The sequence below is a fragment of the Plantactinospora sp. B24E8 genome (assembly GCF_039871735.1).
Classification (GTDB): domain Bacteria; phylum Actinomycetota; class Actinomycetes; order Mycobacteriales; family Micromonosporaceae; genus Plantactinospora.
In genome coordinates, this window is record NZ_JBDPMH010000013.1 from 57,117 (window position 1) to 79,995 (window position 22,879).

Here is a 22,879-nt window from a genome sequence, read left to right on the forward strand (position 1 = left end):
CCCCGGGTGGCCGGACCGCCCCGGTCTTCCCACCGGCGCCTCCGGGCTCCCCGATCGGCCCCGCCGAGCATCCGGACCGCCCGGGCGGTCCGCCGGCCGGCCCTCCTCCGGGGGGCATCACGGGCGCCCCGTCGGCGGCCGTGCCACCTTCCGCCGGCCCGGTGCGCCCCGGCCCGTGGCCGGGGGTCCCGGTGGAGCGGGGCACGGCGGACCAGCGGACCGCGCCGACCGGCCCCCGACCCGACGGTCGACCGGGTACCGACCCGGGTGCCGAGCCGCCGACCGGCGGGATCCACCAGCCCCGCCACGGGGCCGGACCGGTTGAGCCACCACCGGGACCCCGGTCGGCGGGAACCCGGCCCGAGGACCGGTCCGGTGGTCGACACGACCCTCCGACGCCCGCGGCGACGCCGACCGGGGGAGGGCGGCACAGCCAACCGCCGTCGCCCGGCGACGTTGTCGTCCCCGCGTCGGGCAACGCGCCGCCGCTGCCCGGCGTCTCGGGCCCGCCGGCGGCGCCGGCCCGGCCCGGCGTCGCCCGCCCGGCCGCCGGCGGCCCAGGGCCGGCCGACCCGGCAGGCATGCCCAGGTCGGGTGTCCAGCCGTCCGGCGTCACGCCTGGTCCCGGTGCGCCCGTGACACCGGGCGCGCAGGCCGTACCCGGTGTCCGAGCGTCCGGTGTCGTACCCGGTGCGCCGCCGCTACGGCCCGCCGGTGCCGCTGACGAGACCCGACCTGGCCACGCCGCTTCACTGGCGGACCGGTTCCGGCCGGCGGGGCGGCCGGAGCGCGGCCGACCGATCGTTCCGGCCGGTGGCTTCGGTCCCGGTGTCGCCGGCCCGCCCGGATCGCCGCTCGGTGATCCGGCAACCGGTGTCATTCCGGCGAGCCAGGAGCCGGGGGTGCCGCCGGCGACCCATGCGTCGACGGCTGCTCCGGGGCTCGACGCGGAACGACCGGGCATCCGACACGGCGGCGGGCGGCACGAGGCGTCGCCGGGTGACGGCGCCGTCGCGCCACCTCGGGGCCCGCGGGTCCGGCCCGGTGCCGAACCCCCGTCCGTCCTCCGTCCGGCCGGCCCCGGTCCGGTCGGCCGGCACAGTGGCGGACTGCCGGTGGTGCCGGGCCGACAGGGGGAGGTGACCCCGGCGGACGCCGGACCGCGAGTCGACGGGCCGCCGCCGGTCGGTGGGGTACGAGCGGGCGCCGCACCGGTTCCGCCCACTCCGCATGGGGCGGGTCCCTGGCCTGGCGGTCCTGACGGTCCGACCGGTCCGGTGGAGGCTGGCCGTCCCGCCGCCGCGGCCCGGGCGCCGATGACTCCGGGCCGGGCCCGCCCGGTTTCCGGACAGCCCACGGGAGCACCGGGGGAAGGTGGCCGTCCCGGGCCCGAGTCCCGGCAGGCACCGGGTCAGGTCGGGCCACCGCAACCGCCGTTGCCGTCGGACCGGCCCGGTCCGGCCACGGCCGCCAGGGGCGCCGCCGTGCCGCCGGGTGCTCTGGCACGGGCCGGTGCGGCCGTACCGCCGCCGGGTGCTCCGGCGCGCGGGGGTGTGGCGGTACCGCCGCCGGGTGCTCCGGCACGGGCCGGTGTGGCCGTACCGCCGGGCGAATCTCCGTCGGGCGGCCCCGGCCCGGTGGCCGGGGTCGCCCGACCGGACGCTGTCGAGCCGCGGACCGGGCCAAGTGTCGGGCGGCCGGACGAGCCCGGTCATCCCGAGGATCGGTCCGGCAGCACGTCCGACGCGTCGGAGCCGGTGCCGGGTACCCGGTCGGAGCTGCGTAACCAGATCCGCGAGCAACGTCGGTTGCGGACCATCGCCCTGCTGCTGGCGAGCCTGCTGGTGCTCGGCGCACTGCCGACGTACTTCGGCGTCCGGGCCGCGACCCGGGACCCCGTCTTCAACTCCCTGGACGCCCTGGCCGTGCCCACCTGGGCCGAGCAGGACATCGTGGACGGGGTCAGCGGCAGCCGGTGGTGCCTGCTCGAGTGTCGGTTCCGGGAACGGACCATGGCGTCCGACCGGCCCTGGGAGGAGACCGCCCGGACCTACGAGTCCGCGTTGACCGGCGAGGGCTGGCAGCCCTGGAAGGTGGCGCTCTGCCCGGAGCAGCCGGTGGAGAACCAGCACTACAGCTGCTGGCGGCGGGACGAGCTGACCCTCGACCTCTGGGTCCGCCCACCAGCCTGTCCGGAGGTGCTGCCGGGCGAGTCCCCGGAGGTGCCACCGGTGGAGGGCGCCGAGCCCGGCGATCCGGCGGCCGGCGGCACCACGGGCGAGGACTGCCAGGGGTCAAGGATCTCGATCAAGGTACGCAACGCGATCGCGGACGACCGGCTCGGCCCGAAGCCGAACCCGGCGCCGTCACTGCCCGGTGTCGACCCCGACCTGCCGTTGCCGGACGACCTGATTCCCACGGCGACCCCGTCGTGAGGCCGGCGGTCGTCACCGACGGTAGGGTTGGCGGTTGATACTCCGATGGGCGTTCCGGCGGGTGGCCGTGGTGAAGCGGTGACCCGCCGGTGTCCGAGTGAGACGGTCGCGCGTTTCGAGACGGTGCATGGAGGAGGACACGGGTGGACGCTGGAGAGATCGGCCAGATCGCCGCGCTCGTCGCGGCCGGGGCGTTCCTGATGCTGGTGCTGGTGATGGCCAGGCCGATCTGGAAGTTGGGCCGGACCGTCGACGCGGCGACCCGGACGATCAACGACATCAACGAGCGTACGGCGCCACTGCTCACGAACATGAACGTCACCATCGAGAACGTGAACACGGCACTGGGACAGGTGCACACCTCGCTCGACGGGGTCAACATCCAGCTCGCCAAGATCGACACGATGACCGGGCACGCCCAGAACGTCACCGCCAACGTCGCGAACCTGGCCACCGTGATCTCCGCCGCCGCGGCGAACCCACTGGTCAAGGTCGCGGCGTTCGGGTACGGCGTGCGCCGGGCCGCCGCCGCCCGCCGCAACGCCGAGACCGAGCGTGAGGTCCGGGCCACGTTGAAGCAGCAGCGTCGGGCCAGCCGGCGCGGCGGGCGGTGACCGGGGGCCCGCACCTGGACCAGCCGTGGCCGGCGGTGGACCCGCCGGGTGCGGCACCCCGGCACGGAGAGAGGATGGGGCCATGAAGCGACTGCTCTGGTTGGGCATCGGGCTCGCCGTCGGTGCGCTGGTCGTCCGCAAGGTGACCCGGACGGCACAGGCGTACACCCCGGGCGGGATAGCCCACTCGCTGACCGAGTCCGCCGGTGGCCTGGTCCAGGCGCTGCGGGACTTCGCGGACGACGTCCGCGACGGCATGGCCGAGCGGGAGCAACAGATCCATGAGGCGTTCGCCGAGGGCGTGGCGTTCGACGACCAGTTCGCCGAGCTGCGGGAAGACCCCCGGCTCGGCGACCGTGAGCTATTTCCGGAGGAAGGCACCAGATGAGAACGGCGGAAGTCAAGCGGCGCTACCTGGCGCACTTCGAGGCCAACGGCCACACGGTGGTGCCGTCCGCTCCGCTGCCGGCGATCAACGACCCGAACCTGTTGTTCGTCAACGCCGGCATGGTGCAGTTCGTACCGTACTTCCTCGGTCAGCAGACGCCGCCGTACCAGCGGGCGGTGTCGGTGCAGAAGTGCATCCGTACGCCGGACATCGACGAGGTCGGCAAGACCTCCCGGCACGGCACGTTCTTCCAGATGAACGGCAACTTCTCCTTCGGTGACTACTTCAAGGCCGGGGCGATCCCGTTCGCCTGGGACCTGGTGACGAAGTCGGTGGACCAGGGCGGCTTCGGGCTGGACCCGGAGCGGATCTGGGTGACGGTCTACCTCGACGACGACGAGGCCGAGGCGATCTGGCTCCGCACCGGGGTGCCGGCCGAGCGGATCGTGCGGCGGGGCAAGAAGGACAACTTCTGGTCGATGGGCATCCCCGGCCCGGCCGGCCCGTGTTCCGAGCTCTACTACGACCGTGGCCCGGCCTACGGCCGCGAGGGTGGCCCGGAGGTCGACGAGGACCGCTACCTCGAGTTCTGGAACCTCGTCTTCATGCAGTACGACATCGGCGACGTGCGCAGCAAGGAGGAGTTCCGGATCCTCGGCGAGCTGCCGGCGAAGAACATCGACACCGGCATGGGCCTGGAGCGGATGGCCTCGATCCTGCAGGGTGTCGACAACCTGTACGAGATCGACGAGGTGCGGCCGATCCTGGACCGGGCGGCGGAACTGACCGGCAAGCGGTACGGCGCGCACTCCGGGCACGCCGCGTCGGAGTCGCACCCGGACGACGTACGGCTGCGGGTGATCGCCGACCACGTGCGGACCTCGCTGATGCTGATCGGTGACGGGGTGACCCCGTCCAACGAGGGCCGGGGCTACGTGCTGCGCCGGATCATGCGGCGGGCGATCCGGGCGATCCGGCTGCTCGGCTGGCAGGAGCGGGCCCTGCCCGAGCTGCTGCCGGTGGCCCGGGACTGCATGTCCCCGTCCTATCCGGAGCTGGCCGAGGAGTTCGACCGGATCTCGTCGTACGCGTACGCGGAGGAGGACGCGTTCCTCTCCACCCTGCGGGCGGGGACGACGATCCTGGACACCGCGATCGAGCAGACCCGGTCGGCGGGCGGTGCCCGGCTCTCCGGTGACAAGGCGTTCCAGCTGCACGACACGTACGGCTTCCCGATCGACCTGACCCTGGAGATCGCCGCCGAGCAGGGGCTGCAGGTCGACGAGGACGGCTTCCGTCGGCTGATGGCCGACCAGCGGGCCCGGGCCAAGGCGGACGCGCAGGCACGCAAGACCGGGCACGTGGACCTGTCGGCGTACCGGTCGGTGCTCGACGCGGGTGGCCCGGTCCAGTTCACCGGCTACACCGAGGTCTCCCGGGAGTCGGCGGTACGGGCGCTGCTCGGCACCGGTGGCACCCCGGTCGAGGCGGCCGGTGAGGGGGAGACGATCGAGCTGGTGCTGGACGCCACCCCGTTCTACGCCGAGGGCGGTGGCCAGCAGCCGGACGTCGGCCTGATCACGGTCGGTGGTGGGCAGGTCGAGGTGCTCGACGTGCAGCAGCCGATCCCGGGCCTGATCGTGCACCGGGCCCGGGTGGTCCGGGGCGAGGTGCGCCGGGGCGAGGCCGGGCTGGCCGAGATCGACATCACCCGGCGTCGGGCGATCTCCCGCTCGCACACCGCCACCCACCTCGTGCACCAGACGATGCGGAACTTCCTCGGCGAGTCGGCGACCCAGGCGGGTTCGCTGAACGCGCCGGGCCGGCTGCGGTTCGACTTCAACACCCCGACCGGGGTGGCGCCGAGTGTGCTCACCGACGTCGAGCAGCAGATCAACGAGGTGCTTCTCGCCGACCTGGAGGTGCGGGCATTCATCACCTCGCAGGAGGAGGCGCGCCGGCTCGGCGCGATGGCCCTGTTCGGCGAGAAGTACGGCGACGAGGTGCGGGTCGTCGAGGTCGGCGACTACGCCCGTGAGCTGTGCGGCGGTACGCACGTGGCCCGTTCGGCGCAGCTCGGCCTGGTCAAGATCCTCTCCGAGTCGTCGATCGGCTCCGGGGTACGCCGGGTCGAGGCGCTGGTCGGCCTCGACGCGTTCCGGTTCCTGGCCAAGGAGCACCTGCTGGTCTCCCGGCTCGCCGAGCTGTACCGGGTGCCGAGCGAGCAGGTTGCGGACCGGGTGGAGCAGACCGTGGCCCAGCTGCGGGACGCCGAGCGGGAGCTGGAGAAGCTCCGGGCGCAACTGGTGCTCGGCGGCGCGGCGGCCCTGGCCCAGCAGGCCCGGGACATCCGGGGTGTCGCCTACGTCGGCACCGAGGCGCCGGAGGGCGCGGCCGGCAACGACGTGCGTACCCTCGCCCAGGAGATCCGGGGCAAGATCGACCCGGCGCGTCCGGCGGTGGTGGCGGTGGCCGCCCGGTCCGGTGGCAAGGCGTCGTTGGTGGTCGCGGTGAACCCGGCCGCCAAGGAGCGGGGTGTCTCGGCGGCGACCCTGGTCAAGGGTGCGCTCTCCGGTCGGGGCGGCGGCAACGCGGACCTGGCGCAGGGCGGCGGACTGCCGGCCGGCGAGGCGCCCGCGTTGCTGCTCGCGGTCGAGAAGTCGCTGGCCGAGGCCTGATGCCGGATACGCCGGGAGAGACGGTCGTGACGGTGTGCTCCGGTGACCGTGGCGCCACGCCGGGTTCGGTTGCCCGGGGTTGGGCCGTTGTGGTTGGATTTCCAGCCACGACGGCCCGCCCCCGCAGCGGGGCAGGCCTACCGACGGACGGGCCACGCGGAGGATTCGGATGACCGAATGGTCCCGTGGTGTGCGACTCGGCGTGGACGTCGGCCAGGTGCGGGTGGGCATCGCGCTCTCCGATCCGGACGGCATCCTCGCCACCCCCCTGGTCACCCTGGCCCGGGACGTACGGACCGGTACGGACCAGGTGCCGACCGATATCTCGGAAGTCGCACGACTCGTCGAACTTCACGAGGTGGTGACGGTGGTGGTCGGTCTGCCGGTGAACCTGGCCGGTGGGCACGGACCCGCGGCGGCACACGCGCAGGCGTACGCCACGCGGCTGGCCGAGGCGGTCGCACCGGTGCCGGTGGAACTCGTGGATGAGAGGATGTCGACGGTCGTGGCGTCTCGTAGGCTGGCCGAGCGGGGCGTCCGAGGTCGGCGTCAACGGGCGGTGGTCGATCAGGCGGCCGCGGTGGAGATTCTGCAGAGCTGGCTGGAGAGGCAGCGGAGGCGGACGGGATGATCGACGATTTCGCGTTCGACGAGGACATGGAGAAGGGACGGCACCGGCCTGGCGCACAGCGCAAGCGGAACGGCAAGAAGAAGAAAAAGCGGAAGAGCAGTCGTGGCCGGACGGTGGCCGCGCTGCTGATGGCTTTTGTCCTGCTGGGCGTGCTCGGCGGGGTCGGCTGGTACGGCTTCGACCGGGTCCAGGGCTACTTCATCACGCCGGACTACGACGGCAACGGCAGCGGTGAGGTCCGGATCCAGATCGCCGAGGGCGAGAGCCTGGCCCAGATCGCCGGCACCCTGGTCGAGGCCGGTGTCGTCAAGAGCACGAAGGCGTTCATCGAGGCGGCCGACGAGAACTCCCGCAGCCAGAACATCCAGCCGGGTCTCTACAAGGTCCGCAAGGAGATGAGTGCGGCCCTGGCGCTGACCGCCCTGCTCGACCCGAAGAACAAGGTGACGAACCTGCTCACCATCCCGGAGGGTCACACCGCCAAGTGGATCTTCAAGAAGCTCTCCGAGCACACGAAGATTCCGATCAAGGACTTCGAGGCGGCGGCGAAGGACCCGGAGGAACTCGGCGTACCGGACTTCTGGTTCAAGCGCAGCGACGGCAAGAAGGCCACCAAGTCGATCGAGGGCTTCCTCTTCCCGGACACCTACGACTTCCCGCCGAACTCCACGGCCGAGGGTGTTCTCAAGAAGATGGTGCAGGGCTTCCTCAACACCGCCGAGGAGATCGACTTTGTCAAGACGGTCGAGACCAAGCGTGGTGGCATCACCCCGTACGAGGCGTTGATCGTGGCGTCGTTGGCTCAGGCCGAGGCTGGTGTGAAGAAGGACCTCGGCAAGATCTCCCGGGTTGCCTACAACCGGCTCTACGGGGACTTTCCCTGCAACTGTCTCCAGTTCGACGTGACGCTCAACTACTACTGGGAGCTGACGGGGGAGGAGACCAAGAAGTCGGGGGACCTCAACCGGGACGAGATGTACGACGAAAAGAACCCGTACAGCACCCACGCCCATGCCGGGCTGCCCCCGACGCCGATCGACAATCCGGGCAAGGACGCCCTGGAGGGCGCGATGGATCCGCCGAAGGGCAACTGGCTGTACTTCGTCGCCATCGACAAGGACGGCAACTCGGCGTTCGCGGACAACTACAACGATCAGCTGCGCAACGAGGCCAAGGCCCGCGAGAACGGCGTCCTCTGATCGCTGAGCGGAGGCTTGCGGGGGACCGTCCGACCGGACGGCCCCCGCAAGCTCACGGGACGATGTCCGCGCCGTTGGGTATCTGCCTGATGTTGAGGCACCCGAGGGCGGCGTATCGCATGGTGCCGGCCCAGCTGACCTTCAGCCACCTGTTGCTGGTCGCGCCGTTACAGGTGTAGGAACTGCCGGTGGATACACCGCTGCCGCCCGAGTTGCAGTCGGCCGTGACCGGATACCAGCACGGGACGTACTGTCCGGTCCCGACCTGCCCGACCGCGGTGTAGCTGGCTCCTGGCCCGGTCCGGACCTTCACCGCCGAGTTGCCGGACCTCGGGGTGGCGCCGGCGTAGAGAGTGTCGGCACTCGCGGGAGTCGCGGCTACGACCCCGATCCCGGTGGCGAGTGCCGCGAGTGCGAGCCCCGCAGTGATTGTTGGTTTGATTTGCCGCAAAGGTGGCCTCCCCGAACGAATTGGTGATAACTCAATGCCTCCAGGCGACTGCGTAGCGCACAAGATCTTGATGATAAACAGTGATGGTGGTATATGAGTGGCTCCACGGCTCCTCAGAGTGAAGGAATCCGCGCAGCGGTGCTGGGCAAGCCGATCGCCCACTCGCTGTCACCGGTGATCCACAATGCCGGCTACGCCGCCGCCGGTTTGATCGGCTGGTCGTACACGGCGATCGAGTGTGCCGAGGCCGAGCTGCCCGACCGGGTGGCCGGCCTCGGCCCCGAGTGGGCCGGCCTGTCGCTCACCATGCCGTTGAAAGAGGCGGCGCTCGCGGTGGCCGGCGACGTCTCGCCGGTCGCCGCCGCGATCGGCGCCGCCAACACCCTGGTACGTCGTGCCGACGGCTCCTGGTACGCCGACAACACCGACGTGCCGGGCATGGTCGAGGTGCTGACCGGGGCGGGGGTGACCGAGGGGGCCGAGGTGACGCTGCTCGGCGCCGGCGGCACCGCACGGGCGGCGCTCGCCGCGGCGGCCCGGTTGCGGGCCGGCCGGGTCAGCTGCCGGGTCCGCCGCCGGGCCGCCGGCGAGGAACTGGCCGGGTTGGCCGACTCGCTCGGGCTGCGGTTCGAGGTCCAGGACTGGGCCGACCCGGCCGACGTCGGTTGGACCGACGTGCTGATCTCCACGGTGCCGAAGGGCGCCGCCGACCACTTCGCGGGCGCGGCCCGGTCCTGGCAACCCGGGACGGTGGTCTTCGACGTCGTCTACGACCCGTGGCCGACTCCGCTCGCGGCGGGCGCCTCGGCGGCCGGCTGTCGGATCGTCTCCGGCCTCGACCTGCTGCTGGCCCAGGCGGTCGGGCAGTTCGAGCAGTTCACCGGGGTGACCGCCCCGGTGTCGGCGATGCGTGCCGCGCTGACCGCGGCCTGGGCGGCCCGCTGAGGTTTCCGGCCCCGCTGTCGGGACGCTCCGACCCACTGACATTTCCGGATTCCTGCTCTCCCGGCTCGGCGGTACGTCGGTCCCGGGTGAGAGTGCGGACCGCGACAAGCGAGAGCACGGTGGTCCCGAGCACCACCACGGCCATCGGGACGGCACTGTTGTCCGGTCCGAGCCCGGCGAGCGGGGCGATCACCGACGCGATGCCCTGCTGAAGGGAGCCGAGCAGGGCGGCGGCGGTGCCCGCGTACCCGGGGTGCCGGTCGAGCGCCAGGGCCAGTCCGTTCGGCAGGGTCATGCCGATGCTGGAGACGAAGACGAGCAGCGCCAGCGCGACGGCCGGCAGGTTGCGGGTCGTCGCGCCGGTCAGCAGCACCGCCCCAGCCAGGATGCCACCGAGCAGGCCGACGGTGAGCAACCGGCGGGTGGGGAACCGGTCGAGCAGTCGGGCGTTGAGTTGGCCGACCGCGGTCATCCCGACGGCGTTGAGGCCGAAGAGCAGGCTGAACCAGCCGGCGGAGACGGCGAAGACCTCCTGGAGCACGAACGACGACCCGGAGATGTAGGCGAACAGGGCGGAGAAGGCCAGGCCCTGGGCGAGGACGTAGCCGAGGTAGATCCGGTCGGTGAGCAGGGTCCGCAGCACCCGCAGGGTGGTCGGCAGGCCTCCGACGGCGCGGTGCGGCGCGGGCAGCGTCTCCGGCAGCCAGCACACCACCGCGACGAGGAGCAGCACCCCGATGCCGGCCAGGGCGACGAAGGTCAGCCGCCAGTCGCCGAACTGCAGTACCAGGTTGCCGAGGGCGGGGGCGACCGCCGGTGCGACCCCGAAGATCAGGATCAGTTGGGAGAAGTACTTGGCGGCGGCCCGTCCGGAGTAGAGGTCCCGGACGATGGCGCGGGCCACCACCACGCCCATGCCGCTGGCGATGCCCTGGGCCAGCCGCAGCGCCGCGAGTGCGCCGGCGGACGGCGCGAACGCGCAGAGCAGGCTGCAGACCGTGTAGGCGGCGACCCCCACCAGGATGGGCCGCCGCCGCCCCCAGCGGTCGCTGACCGGCCCGGTGACGAGTTGGCCCAGTGCCAGGCCGAGCAGGAAGGTGGTGAGGGAGAGCTGTACCTGTGCCGGGGCGGCGTCGAGCGCGCCGGTCATCGCGGGAAACGCCGGCAGGTACATGTCCAGCGAGAGTGGACCCACCGCGGTGAGGATGCCGAGCAGTACCAGCAGGCCGACGGCGGCCCGACCGGTCGGCGCTACCGGGCGTGGTGCGTCCACGACGTCCCCCTAGGCTCTGTCATCGAACGGAGACATTAGCTCTGTTGGCAGAGCTATTGCGATGTGAAGTAGACGCCGTCGCGCCGGGGGAAGGCAAGCCGGGGCGGTGCGCCGGTCGGACCACCGACAGCGTGAGGGACCCACGACAGCGCGGACCCGGCGGTCGACAGGACAGGGGAGACGAGATGGCGGACGAGGCGACGTCCGAGGCGGTCGCCGTGCTCGGCACCGGCCTGGCCGAGGTGCAGCGGGTTCTGCGTCGCTCGATGAGCCGACGGCTCGGCCGTCCGCCGCTGCCCGACGCGCAGGTGGAGGTGCTGCGGCTGGTCGAGCGGCGTCCCGGAATCAGCGTCAAGGAGACGGCCGAGCGGTTGTGCACCGCCGCCAACACGGTCAGCACCCTCGTCGGTGACCTGGTCACCGCCGGTCTGCTGGAGCGCGAGCGGGACCCAGACAACCGGCGCCTGGTCCGGCTCCGACTCACCCCGGCCGCGCACGAGCGGATCGCCGAGGTCACCGCGGCACGTCGCGACCTGCTGCTGCGGGCCCTGGACCGGCTCGACGGGCCGGCCCGCCGGGAGATCATCGGGGCCGCACCGCACCTGCGGCGGCTCGCCGACCTGCTTGCCGAACCCGAACCCGGCGACCAGTCCGGGTCCGCAGAGCGGGACGGTGCGGGCGGGGCGGGGTGACCGACCCGGTCCGTGCCAAACTTGACCCGCGACCGGCCGACCCGGCCGCGGCGAGGAGAGGGTTAGGTTCGTGTTGCGCTGGTTGACCGCAGGAGAGTCCCATGGTCCCGCCCTCGTCGCGCTCCTGGAGGGGGTGCCCGCCGGGATCGAGGTGACCAGCGAGGAGATCGTCCGACAGTTGGCCCGGCGTCGGCTCGGCTACGGCCGGGGCGCCCGGATGTCCTTCGAACGGGACGAGGTCGAGATCGTCGGCGGGCTCCGGCACGGCGTCACCCTGGGCAGCCCGGTGGCGATCCGGGTCGGCAACTCCGAGTGGCCCAAGTGGCAGACGGTGATGTCCGCCGATCCGGTCGACCCCGAGGTGCTGGCCGGACAGGCCCGCAACGCCCCGCTGACCCGGCCCCGACCCGGGCACGCCGACCTCGCCGGCATGCAGAAGTACGGCCACACCGACGCCCGGCCCATCCTGGAACGGGCCAGCGCGCGGGAGACCGCCGCCCGGGTCGCCGTCGGCACCGTCGCCCGGGCGTTCCTCCAGCAGGCGCTCGGCATCGAGATCGTCTCGCACGTGGTCGAACTCGGGTCGGTGGCCGCCAAGCCCGGCCTGCAGCCCCGCCCGGAGGACGCCGAACGGATCGACGCCGACCCGCTGCGCTGCCTCGACCCGGAGGCGAGCGCCCGGATGGTCGCCGAGGTCGACGCCGCCAAGTCCGACGCCGACACCCTCGGCGGCATCGTCGAGGTGCTGGCGTACGGGGTTCCGCCGGGTCTGGGCAGTCACGTCCAGTGGGACCGCAAACTCGACGCCCGGCTCGCCGCCGCGCTGATGTCGATCCAGGCGATCAAGGGTGTGGAGATCGGTGACGCCTGGCAGCAGGCCCGGTCCCGTGGCTCGGTCGCGCACGACGAGATCGTCCCGACCGCGACCGGGGTGCGTCGGGTCACCGACCGGGCGGGTGGCCTCGAGGGTGGCATCACCACCGGCGAGCCGCTCCGGGTCCGGGCCGCGATGAAGCCGATCTCCTCGCTGAACCGCGCCCTCTCCACGGTGGACGTGACGACCGGTGAGCCGGCGACCGCGATCAACCAGCGGTCCGACGTCTGTGCCGTACCGGCCGCCGCGATCGTCGCCGAGACGATGGTCGCGCTGGTGCTGGCCGAGGCGGCGACGGAGAAGTTCGGTGGCGACTCGGTCGCCGAGATCCGCCGCAACCTCGCCGGCTACCTCGACAACCTGGTGATCCACTGATGGCGCCGGTCTGCGTACTGGTGGGTGCTCCGGGGGCCGGTAAGACGAGCACCGGGCTGCTGGTCGCCAAGGGGCTCGGCGTCGATTTCCGGGACACCGACGGCGACATCGAGGCGACGGCCGGGAAGAGCATCCCCGAGATCTTCATCGACGAGGGGGAGGCGTACTTCCGTACCCTGGAGCGGACCGCGGTGGCGGCGGCGCTGGCGTCGTTCGACGGGGTGCTCGCCCTCGGCGGCGGTGCGATCCTGGCCGAGGAGACCCGGGCGGCGCTGGCCGGGCACCGGGTGATCCACCTGTCGGTGGAGTTGTCGGACGCGGTGCGGCGGGTCGGCCTCGGCGCCGGACGCCCACTGCTCGCGCTCAACCCCCGGGCCACCCTCAAGCAGTTGCTCGACCAACGCCGGCCGCTCTACGCGGAGGTGGCCACCTGGACGGTCTCCACCGACGGCCGGACCCCCGAGCAGGTCGCCGACGAGATCCTCGCGGGTCTCGCCAGCGACGCGGGATAGCTCCGACCGGATCAGCCGACCGGCACGGCTTTCCGGCCGAGCCGGTCCAGCAGGTCGGTCAGCGCCCTCGGCTCGCTGAGCATCGGCCAGTGTCCGGTCGGCAGGCCGTGGAGCTCGGCCCCGGCCAGCCCGGCGAAGAACGGGTTGCCCCGGGCCACCATGTCCCGGACGAACTCCACCGGAAACGTGCAGACGACCAGTGCGGTCGGCACTGCCCGGCCCCCGCCGACCCGGACCGGGTCGGTGGCGGTGCGCAGCGGTTGACCGGTGGTCCGGGTCCGCAGCACGTCGAGCAGTTCGTCGTCCAGTCCGGCGAGGTTGGCCGGATCCTCGGCCGGATCCCAGGCCGGCGGCGGCAGCAGGTGCCCGTCACCGATCAACTTCCGGAGCCGTTCCTGCTCCTCGGGCGGGTGGGTGTCGAACTGCGCCATGCCGTCCGGCAGCGGCCCACTGTCCAGATAGACCACCCGGGACAGTCGGTCCGGGATCCGCTCCGCCGCCTGCTGGACCGGCATCGCCCCGCCGGAGTGTCCGACCAGTACCACGTCCCGCAGGTCCGCCTCCTCGACCAGCCGCACGATGTCGGTGGTGTGGGTTTCCAGGCCGACGTCCGGACCGGCCAGGTGCGCCCGGTCGGCGAGTCCGGTGAGGGTGACCGGGTGGACCTCGTGACCGGCCGCCCGCAGCCCGGCCGTCACCTCCTGCCAGGCCCAGGCGCCGAGCCAGAATCCGGGAACGAGTACGTACGTGGCCATCTGTTTTCCTCCGTCGTGCCGATGTGCCGTGAACGGTAGGGTTGAATCCGGACAGCTTCCGCCCGGATTGGAATGGTGACCCGTGCCACATCCGGCCACTCGGGTGCTCGGTCTGCTCGAACTGCTGCAGGCCCACCGCCGGCTCACCGGCGCCGACCTCGCCGCCCGGCTCGGCGTCGACGAACGGACCGTACGGCGGTACGCGACCACCCTGGTCGACCTCGGCATTCCGGTGCTCGCCACCCGGGGCCGGTACGGTGGCTACCGACTCCAGCCCGGCTACAAACTCCCGCCGTTGATGCTCACCGACGACGAGGCGGTGGCGGTGATGCTCGGCCTGGTCGCCGCCGAGCAGCTCGGGCTCGGCACCGCCGCGCCAGCCGCCGGACTCGCCGAGGCGAAGATCCGTCGGGTGCTGCCCGCGCCCCTCGCCGAGCGGCTCGCCGCCGTACAGCAGACCCTCGGGTTCAGCCTGCGGCCCCGGGCCGAGGCGCCCCGGCCGGCCACCGCCACCCTGCTGGCGCTCGGCGAGGCGACCCGGGCGCGACGCCGGGTCACCGTCGGCTACCGATCGTGGGCCGGTGAGGCGTCGGTGCGCGACGTCGACCCGTACGGGCTGGTGTTCCACTCCGGCCGGTGGTACGTCGCCGGCCACGACCACCGGCGAGGCGAGGTGCGGACCTTCCGGCTCGACCGGATCACCTCGGTCACGCCCGGCTCGGTGACCTTCGAGGCACCCGAGGACTTCGACCCGGTCGGGCACGTCACCCGGTCACTGGCCGGCGTGGCGTACCGCTGGGAGGTGGAGGTGCTGCTGGAAACCGATCTCGCCCAGGCCCGGCAGCGGATCCCGCCGAGCGTCGCCGAGCTGACCGGCACCGCCGACGGCGTCCTGCTGCGGACCCGGGCCGAGGAGCTGACCGGGATGGCACAGATGCTCGCCGGACTCGGCTGGGCGTTCACCGTCGTACGCCCCGGCGAACTGCGCGACGCCGTCAGCGCGTACGCCGCCCGGCTCGCCGGCTACGCGGACCGGCGCTGACCCGGTGCCGGACGCGGTTCGCGACGCCGCTCCCGGAGAGGCGATCGCCTGACGGCCTGTTCCCGGTCTGGCCTGTTCCCGGTCTGGCCGGCCTGTTTTCGGTCCGTCCCGAGCACCGGGACGGACCGGGCAACGTGGGGACGCAGCAGACCCGGCGGTCAGCCCTTGAGGGCGGCGGCGACCGCGTCCGCGAGCGGGGTGGTGGGGCGGCCGAGCAAGCGCGGCAGGTCGCCGCTGTCGGTGAAGAGTTCATCCCGGCTTGCCCCGACACTGGCGTCGGCGAAGATCTCGGCCACCGGCCGGGGCAGGCCGACGCTGGTGAGGAAGTCGGTGTACTCGGGCTGGGAGAGGTTGCGGTAGGCGACCGTCCGGCCGGACTGCCGGCTCACCTCCTCGGCCAGTTCGGTCAGCGTGAAGGCCGGCTCGCCGCCCAGCTCGTACGCCTGGTTCTCGTGTCCCTCGGTGGTCAGCACGACCGCGCCGGCGGCGGCGAGGTCGGCCCGGGTGGCGCCGGAGATCCGGCCGTCGCCGACGGCGTCGACGATCGCGCCGTGCTCGACCGCCTGGCCCAGGTTGGCCGTGTAGACCTCGAGGTAGAAGGTGTTGCGCAGGAACACGTAGGGCAGCCCCGACTCGCGGATCATCGCCTCGGTGGCCTTGTGCTCGCCGGCCAGGACCATGGTGGTGGTGTCCGCGTTGAGGATGCCGGTGTAGGCGATCAGCCGGACCCCGGCGGCGCGGGCGGCGTCGACGACGTTGCGGTGCTGGGGGATCCGCTGGCCGGCTTCGCTGCCGGAGACGAAGAGCAGCTTCTCGGCGCCGGCGAAGGCGGCGGCCAGGCTCTCCGGGTCGGTGTAGTCGGCCTGGCGCACCTGGACACCCCGCTCGGCGAGGCCGGCGGCCTTGCCCGGGTCGCGGGCGATGGCGACGATCTGACCGGCGGGTACGCCCCGGGCCAGGAGTTCCTCGATGGCCAGCGGCCCGTAGTGGCCGGTCGCTCCGGTGACGACGATCATGCTCAGCTCCTTCGGCGGTTCTCCGCGCTTTCCGCCAAGACTGCACTAACTTTTCGAAAGTGCAACGCTATGGTGAGTGCCATCACAACGGTAAGTATGGCGGTGCCGGATACCGTAAGGGCCATGGCGGAGGGGATCCCGGCAGACGGGTACGACGGCGACGACACGATGGTCGCGGACGTCTTCGCCAAGGACTGCTCGTCCCGTCGGATCGTCGAGAACATCGCCGGCAAGTGGGGCATGCTCGCCCTGGCCGCCCTGCACGAGGGGTCGTACCGGTTCAACGCCCTGCGGCGCAGGGTCGACGGGGTCAGCGAGAAGATGCTCGCCCAGACCCTGCAGGGGCTGGAACGCGACGGACTGGTCCGCCGCGACGTGCAGACCACCATCCCGCCGCACGTGGAGTACAGCCTCACCCCGTTCGGCGAACGGGTCGCCGCCACGATCGTCGAGCTGATCCACCTGGTCCAGGCCGAGGTCGACGCCGGCCGCCCCTGACCGGTCCCCGGTATCACCGGCCCGGGTGTGCGGGGACGTGCCGGAAATCCTCTAGGCTCTGCATCGATGACCGAGCTGACCCGCATTCCCGTTGGTGGCGAGCGGCCGTACGACGTACTCGTCGGGCGTGACCTGCTGGCCGGCCTGCCGCCGCTGCTGGACGGCGCCGACCGTGTCGCGGTGCTGCACGCCCCGCCGCTCAAGGCGCACGCCGAGGACCTGGCCGAACGGCTCGGCGCCGCCGGCATCCGACCGTTGACGGTCGAGGTGCCCGACGCTGAGGCCGGCAAGAACGTCGAGGTCGCCGCCCGCTGCTGGGAGCAGCTCGGCGCGGCCGGCTTCACCCGTACCGACGCGGTGGTCGGGATCGGCGGCGGCGCCGTCACCGACGTGGCCGGTTTTGTCGCCGCCTGCTGGCTGCGCGGGGTCCGCTGGGTGCCGGTCTCGACCTCGCTGCTCGGCATGGTCGACGCCGCCGTCGGCGGCAAGACCGGGATCAACACCGCCGCCGGCAAGAACCTGGTCGGCGCCTTCCACCCGCCCGCCGGGGTGATCTGCGACCTGGCGATGCTCGACTCGCTGCCGGCGGTCGACCTGACCGCCGGGCTGGCCGAGGTGGTCAAGTGCGGCTTCATCGCCGACCCGGTGATCCTGGAGCTGATCGAGGCGGATCCGACGGCGGCGGTCGACCCGGCCGGCCCGGTGGTCCGGGAACTGGTCGAGCGCGCGATCCGGGTGAAGGCCGACGTGGTCGCCGGTGACCTGCGCGAGGCCGGCCAGCGGGAGATCCTCAACTACGGGCACACCCTCGGGCACGCCATCGAGAAGGTCGAGGGCTACCGCTGGCGGCACGGGCACGCGATCTCGGTCGGGATGGTCTACGCCGCCGCGCTGGCCAGCCGGGCCGGACGGCTGGACGAGCCGACCGCCGATCGGCACCGCCGCCTGCTGACGATCCTCGGTCTGCCGACCTCGTACCGGGCGGACGCCTGGCCGGACCTGCTGGCCGCGATGCGGGTGGACAAGAAGGCCCGGGGCGACCGGCTGCGGTTCGTGGTGCTCGACGGGCTGGCCCGGACCGCCATCCTGGACGGCCCGGACGACACCCTGCTGCGCGAGGCGTACGCGGCGGTCGCGGAGGAGGTCGTCGCGTGAGGGTGTACGTGCTGAACGGGCCCAACCTGGGCCGCCTCGGCTCCCGCCAGGTCGACGTGTACGGGGTGACCAGCTACGCCGACCTGGTGGCGGGCTGCGAGGCGACCGGCAGGGAACTCGGGCTGGACGTCGAGGTGCGGCAGACCGACGCCGAGCACGAGATGCTCGGCTGGTTGCACGCCGCCGCCGACGAGGAGGCGGCGGTGGTGCTGAACCCGGGCGCCTGGTCGCACTACTCGTACGCGGTCCGGGACGCCTGCGCGATGCTGCGCGGCCCGCTGGTCGAGGTGCACATCTCCAACATCCACGCCCGGGAGGAGTTCCGGCACCACTCGGTGGTCTCCGCGATCGCCACCGGGGTGATCTGTGGCCTCGGCGTGGACGGCTACCGGCTGGCCCTGCTCCACCTGGCGGGCCGGCGGGGCTGATCTCCGGCCGCCGGGCCGCCAGGTGGAGCTGATCTTCGGCCGCCACGGAGGGTCGCGTTTCGCCCGGTCGCGGTTTGCCTCATCAGGTGGTCGGACGCACCAGGACAAGATCAACTGGACGCGGCTTGTAGACTTGCCGGGTCTGTCCGCCGACCTGAAGATCAAGGCAGGAAATGGCCACCACCAACGACCTCAAGAACGGCCTGGTTCTCAACCTCGACGGTGAACTCTGGGCCGTCGTCGAGTTCCAGCACGTCAAGCCCGGCAAGGGTGGCGCGTTCGTCCGTACCACGCTCAAGAACGTGCTTTCCGGCAAGGTCGTCGACAAGACCTTCAACGCGGGCACCAAGGTCGACACGGCCACCGTCGACAAGCGCAACATGCAGTACCTCTACGCCGACGGCGAGGACTACGTCTTCATGGACCTGGAGACGTACGACCAGATCACCGTCCCCGGCGGCACCGTTGGCGAGGCCGCCAACTACCTGCTGCCCGAGGCGGAGGCGATCGTCGCCACCCACGAGAGCGTGCCGCTCTACATCGAGCTGCCGACCAGCGTCGTGCTGGAGGTCACCTACACCGAGCCGGGCCTGCAGGGCGACCGGTCCACCGGCGGCAACAAGCCGGCGACCGTCGAGACCGGTGCGACCGTACAGGTGCCGCTCTTCATCACCACGGGTGAGAAGATCAAGGTCGACACCCGCGACGGTCGTTACCTCGGCCGAGCCTGATGGCCGAGGGCCCCAAGCAGCAGATGCCGGCCCGCCGTAAGGCGCGCAAACGGGCACTGGACGTCCTCTACGAGGCGGACCTGCGGTCCCGCCCGGCGGTCGAGGTGCTGGCCGGCTATCTGCAGCGGCTCGAACAACCCCGTCCGGAGCACATGGGCTACGCGATCGGGCTGGTCGAGGGCGTCGCGGCACACCAGGCCCGGATCGACGAGCTGATCGACAGCTACGCCGAGGGCTGGACGCTGGACCGGATGCCGGTCGTCGACCGCAACCTCGCCCGGATCGCCATCTACGAACTGCTCCACGTCGACGAGATCGACGACGCGGTGGCGATCAGCGAGGCGGTCGAGCTGGCCCGGCAGATGTCGACCGACGACTCGCCGCGCTTCCTCAACGGCATCCTGGGCCGGATCGCCGAGTACGCGACCCGCTGACGGGTCAGGGCCCTTCTTCCGCCCCGGCTGCCCGCCGCAGCCGGGGCCGGCCGTGATCCGGTCATCCCCGCCCAGCAGGGCACCGTCGGCCCAGACCGGTCGACTCCGGATACGAACGCGGGGCCCGTACCGGAAGGTACGGGCCCCGCGTCAGGGGCGGATCAGGACGCGAAGAGCGCCCGGGGGTCGGCGACGAGCACACCGTGCTCGGTGAGCCGCTCGATCAGACCGGAGGGGGACGAGTCGTACACGATCGCGAGCGCCCGCAGGTCGTCCGCGCGAATCGACAGCACCCGCCCGTTGTAGTCACCCCGCTGCTGCTGGATGGCCCGGGCATAGCGGGCGACGTAGGCGAGGTCCTCGGAGGCCTCGTCGTACAGCCGCTCCAGGTCGAGAACGATCTTGTTCGTCGGCTCATGACGAACCCCGCTGCCGTCGGGCAGCAGCTCCGATACGGGCACCCGGTAGAAGTCGGCAAGTTCGGCGAGGCGCGACACCGTGACGGCCCGGTCGCCCCGCTCGTACGAGCCGACGACAACGGCTTTCCACCGCCCGTTCGACTTCTCCTCCACCCCCTGCAGGGAGAGTCCCTGCTGCTGACGGATCGAGCGCAGACGCGCGCCCAACGACTTGGCGTATTCAGAGGGCATTCGGCACTCCCAGTGCTGGTTGCTGGTCGGGGATCTCCCCAGCGATCGCTACGGAGCGTGACGGTACGGGGAATGCGACACGGGGTCAAGTGCTAGTTACCTACCTATTCCAAAGATCCTGTTCCAAGTGCCGGTTTCGGTCAGCTGACCGCCCGGTCAGCCACCGGTCGTGGTCGGCCCCGTGGCCAGTGGTAACGTGGCTGGAGCCCCGGCCCGTGCCGCCATGGCGAGCGCCGGAAATCCGACGTCCTTTAACGACCCGTCCCGTGAGGCGGGGAAGGGGGTCCGCCGTGGCGTACCCGCAGGCTGCCCAGCCGCAGCCAGCCCCACCACCGTCCGTGAAGGTGATCCTGACCAGCGTCGAGCTGGCCCGGGTGGTGGACCGGATCGCCCACCAGATCCTGGAGAAGACCCAGGGCGCCGCCGACACCGTACTGCTCGGTATCCCGACCCGGGGAGCCCCGTTGGCCCGCCGACTGGCGGCGCGGATCAGTGCCTTCGAGGGAATCGACGTACCGGTGGGTGTGCTCGATATCACTCTCTACCGTGACGACCTCCGGCGGCACGCCGTCCGGGCGGTCGGCCCGACCGAGGTGCCCTCCGGTGGCATCGACGGCAAGCGGGTCATCCTCGTCGACGACGTCCTCTTCTCCGGCCGCAGCGCCCGGGCCGCCCTGGACGCGCTGAACGACATCGGCCGGCCGAGCTCGGTCCAGCTCGCCGTCCTCGTCGACCGGGGACACCGCGAACTGCCGATCCGGGCCGACTACGTGGGCAAGAACATCCCGACGGCGCTCTCCGAGAGCGTCAAGGTGACCCTCGCCGAGACTGACGGCGGCGACGAGGTCCGGCTCATCGGAGGTACCGCACCCCAATGAAACACCTACTTTCCGGAGCCGACCTCGACGCGGCCACCGCCACCCGGATCCTCGACACCGCGGCCGAGATGGCCACCGTCGCCGGCCGCGAGGTGAAGAAGCTTCCCGCGCTGCGCGGTCGGACCGTGGTCAACCTCTTCTACGAGGACTCCACCCGGACCCGGATCTCGTTCGAGGCGGCGGCCAAGCGGCTCTCCGCCGACGTGATCAACTTTTCGGCGAAGGGCTCCAGCGTCTCCAAGGGCGAGAGCCTCAAGGACACCGCGCTGACCCTGCAGGCGATGGGGGCCGACGCGGTGGTGGTCCGCCACCCCGCCTCCGGGGCCCCGCACCGGCTCGCCAACTGGGTGGACGGTTCGGTGCTCAACGCCGGCGACGGCACCCACGAGCACCCGACCCAGGCGCTGCTCGACGCGTACACGATGCGGTCCCGGCTCGGCCGGATCGCCGGCCTGCACGTCGCGGTCGTCGGGGACGTGCTGCACAGCCGGGTGGCCCGCTCGAACGTGCTGCTGCTGGCCACCCTCGGGGCCAAGGTCACCCTGGTCGGGCCGCCGACCCTGATCCCGGTCGACATCGGGCCGGCACTGGCCCCGGGCACCGAGGTCTCGTACGACCTGGACGCCGTGCTGCCGACCGCCGACGTGGTGATGATGCTGCGGGTGCAGCGGGAACGGATGGCCGACTCCTACTTCCCGTCGGCCCGGGAGTACGCCCGCCGCTACGGGCTGGACGGACCCCGGATGCGCCGGCTGCCGGACCACGCGATCGTGATGCACCCCGGGCCGATGAACCGGGGCATGGAGATCGCTCCGGAGGTCGCCGACTCACCCCGGTCCACCATCGTCGAACAGGTCACCAACGGGGTCTCCGTCCGGATGGCCTGCCTGTACCTGCTGCTGGGGGGAATGAACCGATGAGCGAGTCGTACCTGATCCGGGGGGTCCGGGTGCTCGGCGCCGAGCCGACCGACCTGCTGCTGCGCGACGGCGTGGTGGCCGAGGTCGGCCGCGGCCTGGACACCCGGGGCGCCGCCGTGGTCGACGGCGACGGGCTGGTCGCGCTGCCCGGCCTGGTCGACCTCCACACCCACCTGCGCGAACCGGGCCGGGAGGACGCCGAGACCGTCGAGTCCGGATCCCGGGCCGCCGCGCTCGGCGGCTACACCGCCGTCTGCGCGATGGCGAACACCTCCCCGGTCGCCGACACCGCAGGCGTGGTCGAGCAGGTGTGGCGGCTCGGCCGCGAGGCCGGCCTGGTCGACGTGCAGCCGATCGGCGCGGTCACCGTCGGACTGGCTGGCGAGCGACTCGCCGAACTCGGCGCGATGGCCTCCTCCGCCGCCCGGGTCCGGATCTTCTCCGACGACGGGCACTGCGTCGCCGACCCCCGGCTGATGCGCCGGGCGCTGGAGTACGTCAAGGCGTTCGACGGCGTCATCGCCCAGCACGCCGAGGAGCCCCGGCTGACCGAGGGCGCCCAGATGCACGAGGGTGAGGTCTCCACCCGGCTCGGCCTCACCGGCTGGCCGGCGGTGGCCGAGGAGGCGATCATCGCCCGGGACGTGCTGCTCGCCGAACACGTCGGCAGCCGGCTGCACGTCTGCCACGTCTCCACCGCCGGCAGCGTCGAGGTGCTCCGGCACGCCAGGGCACGTGGGGTACGGGTCACCGCCGAGGTCACCCCGCACCACCTGCTGCTCACCGACACCCGGGCCGAGACGTACGACCCGGTCTTCAAGGTCAACCCGCCGCTGCGTACCGCCGCCGACGTCACCGCGCTGCGCGAGGCACTGGTCGAGGGGGTCATCGACATCGTCGCCACCGACCACGCCCCGCACGCGCTGGAGGACAAGGAGTGCGAGTGGGCGTACGCCCGGCCCGGCATGCTCGGCCTGGAGACCGCGCTGTCGGTGCTGCTCAGCGTCGTCGGCGAGCGGTGGGACCTGATCGCCGAGCGGATGTCCCGTACCCCGGCCCGGATCGCCGGCCTGACCGAGCACGGTCGGGACCCGGCGCCGGGCGTGGCGGCCAACCTGACCCTGGTCGACCCGGCGGCCCGCCGGACGATCGACCCGAACGAGACGGCCAGCCGCAGCCGCAACACCCCGTACGCGGGAATCACACTGCCCGGTCGGATCGTCGCCACCTTCCTGCGCGGCGAGCCGACGGTGCTGGACGGAAAGGCCGTGAAGTGATCCGAACCGAGTTCCGCAACCCCACGAC

The 22,879-nt window shown here is 72.1% G+C and carries 23 protein-coding genes and 1 pseudogene; 19 read left to right on the top strand and 5 right to left on the bottom strand.

Annotation, left to right across the window (positions count from 1 at the left end; translation table 11 throughout):
- The first annotated feature begins 1,757 nt into the window (after window positions 1–1,757).
- The 6 genes from ABGB21_RS19995 to mltG all read left to right on the top strand — a co-directional run bounded on the left by ABGB21_RS19995 (window position 1,758) and on the right by mltG (window position 7,945).
- Window positions 1,758–2,435 carry a hypothetical protein gene (locus ABGB21_RS19995; protein ID WP_347655079.1) on the top strand — a complete coding sequence of 226 codons (678 nt, stop codon included), beginning with the start codon at window positions 1,758–1,760 and terminating at the stop codon, window positions 2,433–2,435.
- A 143-nt stretch (window positions 2,436–2,578) separates the two neighbouring features.
- On the top strand, window positions 2,579–3,049 hold the full coding sequence (locus ABGB21_RS20000) for a DUF948 domain-containing protein (RefSeq protein WP_347655078.1): 471 nt from the start codon (window positions 2,579–2,581) through the stop codon (window positions 3,047–3,049).
- An 82-nt stretch (window positions 3,050–3,131) separates the two neighbouring features.
- On the top strand, window positions 3,132–3,437 hold the full coding sequence (locus tag ABGB21_RS20005) for a hypothetical protein (protein ID WP_347655077.1): 306 nt from the start codon (window positions 3,132–3,134) through the stop codon (window positions 3,435–3,437).
- Entirely contained in the window at window positions 3,434–6,115 is a 2,682-nt protein-coding gene (gene alaS, locus ABGB21_RS20010; RefSeq protein ID WP_347678943.1) for an alanine--tRNA ligase, read from the top strand. The genes ABGB21_RS20005 and alaS overlap by 4 nt, the downstream gene beginning before the upstream one ends.
- A gap of 169 nt (window positions 6,116–6,284) precedes the next feature.
- A complete protein-coding gene (gene ruvX / locus ABGB21_RS20015) occupies window positions 6,285–6,746 on the top strand; it encodes a Holliday junction resolvase RuvX (RefSeq protein ID WP_347678945.1) in 462 nt (153 codons plus the stop codon).
- A complete protein-coding gene (mltG, locus tag ABGB21_RS20020; RefSeq protein WP_347655074.1) occupies window positions 6,743–7,945 on the top strand; it encodes an endolytic transglycosylase MltG in 1,203 nt (400 codons plus the stop codon). Before ruvX ends, mltG begins: the two co-directional genes overlap by 4 nt.
- Window positions 7,946–7,997: 52 nt before the next feature.
- On the opposite strand, the gene ABGB21_RS20025 is transcribed toward mltG, so the two are convergent.
- Complete coding sequence (locus ABGB21_RS20025) at window positions 7,998–8,396, bottom strand: hypothetical protein (protein WP_347655073.1); 399 nt, start codon at window positions 8,394–8,396, stop codon at window positions 7,998–8,000.
- 93 nt (window positions 8,397–8,489) lie between these two features.
- On the opposite strand from ABGB21_RS20025, the gene ABGB21_RS20030 reads away from it, so the two are divergent.
- The gene (locus tag ABGB21_RS20030) at window positions 8,490–9,341 is read left to right on the top strand and encodes a shikimate dehydrogenase (protein ID WP_347678947.1); all 852 of its coding nucleotides are present in this window, start codon (window positions 8,490–8,492) and stop codon (window positions 9,339–9,341) included.
- Between the two features lie 73 nt (window positions 9,342–9,414).
- Here ABGB21_RS20030 and ABGB21_RS20035 read toward each other — a convergent pair.
- Window positions 9,415–10,614, bottom strand: a pseudogene (locus tag ABGB21_RS20035) (multidrug effflux MFS transporter); the annotation flags it as partial.
- A 185-nt stretch (window positions 10,615–10,799) separates the two neighbouring features.
- Between ABGB21_RS20035 and ABGB21_RS20040 the strand changes: the two are divergent.
- From ABGB21_RS20040 to ABGB21_RS20050, 3 genes are all read left to right on the top strand, one after another.
- Window positions 10,800–11,306 carry a MarR family transcriptional regulator gene (locus ABGB21_RS20040; protein WP_347655071.1) on the top strand — a complete coding sequence of 169 codons (507 nt, stop codon included), beginning with the start codon at window positions 10,800–10,802 and terminating at the stop codon, window positions 11,304–11,306.
- Between the two features lie 70 nt (window positions 11,307–11,376).
- Window positions 11,377–12,555, top strand: a complete 1,179-nt coding sequence (gene aroC, locus ABGB21_RS20045; RefSeq protein WP_347655070.1) for a chorismate synthase — start codon at window positions 11,377–11,379, stop codon at window positions 12,553–12,555.
- Complete coding sequence (locus ABGB21_RS20050; RefSeq protein ID WP_347655069.1) at window positions 12,555–13,067, top strand: shikimate kinase; 513 nt, start codon at window positions 12,555–12,557, stop codon at window positions 13,065–13,067. The genes aroC and ABGB21_RS20050 overlap by 1 nt, the downstream gene beginning before the upstream one ends.
- Window positions 13,068–13,078: 11 nt before the next feature.
- On the opposite strand, the gene ABGB21_RS20055 is transcribed toward ABGB21_RS20050, so the two are convergent.
- Window positions 13,079–13,822, bottom strand: a complete 744-nt coding sequence (locus ABGB21_RS20055; RefSeq protein ID WP_347655068.1) for an alpha/beta hydrolase — start codon at window positions 13,820–13,822, stop codon at window positions 13,079–13,081.
- Window positions 13,823–13,904: 82 nt separating this feature from the next.
- Here ABGB21_RS20055 and ABGB21_RS20060 point away from each other — a divergent pair, with 82 nt between their 5' ends.
- Entirely contained in the window at window positions 13,905–14,864 is a 960-nt protein-coding gene (locus ABGB21_RS20060; RefSeq protein ID WP_347655067.1) for a YafY family protein, read from the top strand.
- Window positions 14,865–15,022: 158 nt separating this feature from the next.
- On the opposite strand, the gene ABGB21_RS20065 is transcribed toward ABGB21_RS20060, so the two are convergent.
- The gene (locus ABGB21_RS20065; protein ID WP_347655066.1) at window positions 15,023–15,880 is read right to left on the bottom strand and encodes an SDR family oxidoreductase; all 858 of its coding nucleotides are present in this window, start codon (window positions 15,878–15,880) and stop codon (window positions 15,023–15,025) included.
- Window positions 15,881–16,003: 123 nt separating this feature from the next.
- Between ABGB21_RS20065 and ABGB21_RS20070 the strand changes: the two genes are divergently transcribed.
- From ABGB21_RS20070 to nusB, 5 genes are all read left to right on the top strand, one after another.
- A complete protein-coding gene (locus ABGB21_RS20070) occupies window positions 16,004–16,378 on the top strand; it encodes a helix-turn-helix domain-containing protein (RefSeq protein ID WP_347678949.1) in 375 nt (124 codons plus the stop codon).
- Between the two features lie 66 nt (window positions 16,379–16,444).
- Window positions 16,445–17,533, top strand: a complete 1,089-nt coding sequence (gene aroB / locus ABGB21_RS20075) for a 3-dehydroquinate synthase (protein ID WP_347655064.1) — start codon at window positions 16,445–16,447, stop codon at window positions 17,531–17,533.
- On the top strand, window positions 17,530–17,961 hold the full coding sequence (gene aroQ, locus ABGB21_RS20080; RefSeq protein WP_347655063.1) for a type II 3-dehydroquinate dehydratase: 432 nt from the start codon (window positions 17,530–17,532) through the stop codon (window positions 17,959–17,961). The genes aroB and aroQ overlap by 4 nt, the downstream gene beginning before the upstream one ends.
- A 173-nt stretch (window positions 17,962–18,134) precedes the next feature.
- Window positions 18,135–18,692, top strand: coding sequence for an elongation factor P (efp, locus tag ABGB21_RS20085; protein ID WP_347655062.1), 558 nt, complete (start codon window positions 18,135–18,137; stop codon window positions 18,690–18,692).
- Between the two features lie 23 nt (window positions 18,693–18,715).
- Window positions 18,716–19,126, top strand: a complete 411-nt coding sequence (gene nusB / locus ABGB21_RS20090; protein WP_347655134.1) for a transcription antitermination factor NusB — start codon at window positions 18,716–18,718, stop codon at window positions 19,124–19,126.
- A 161-nt stretch (window positions 19,127–19,287) separates the two neighbouring features.
- Here nusB and ABGB21_RS20095 read toward each other — a convergent pair whose 3' ends face one another.
- On the bottom strand, window positions 19,288–19,776 hold the full coding sequence (locus ABGB21_RS20095) for a transcriptional regulator (protein WP_101366736.1): 489 nt from the start codon (window positions 19,774–19,776) through the stop codon (window positions 19,288–19,290).
- Between the two features lie 290 nt (window positions 19,777–20,066).
- Between ABGB21_RS20095 and pyrR the strand changes: the two genes are divergently transcribed.
- From pyrR to ABGB21_RS20110, 3 genes are read left to right on the top strand one after another with little or no spacing between them, the layout of a single operon-like run.
- Entirely contained in the window at window positions 20,067–20,654 is a 588-nt protein-coding gene (gene pyrR / locus ABGB21_RS20100) for a bifunctional pyr operon transcriptional regulator/uracil phosphoribosyltransferase PyrR (protein WP_347655061.1), read from the top strand.
- Window positions 20,651–21,574: an aspartate carbamoyltransferase catalytic subunit gene (locus tag ABGB21_RS20105; protein WP_347655060.1), complete on the top strand. Its 924-nt coding sequence runs from the start codon at window positions 20,651–20,653 to the stop codon at window positions 21,572–21,574. The genes pyrR and ABGB21_RS20105 overlap by 4 nt, the downstream gene beginning before the upstream one ends.
- Window positions 21,571–22,851 (top strand): dihydroorotase, encoded by a 1,281-nt coding sequence (locus ABGB21_RS20110; protein ID WP_347655059.1) that lies wholly within the window; start codon window positions 21,571–21,573, stop codon window positions 22,849–22,851. The genes ABGB21_RS20105 and ABGB21_RS20110 overlap by 4 nt, the downstream gene beginning before the upstream one ends.
- Window positions 22,852–22,879 lie beyond the last annotated feature (28 nt).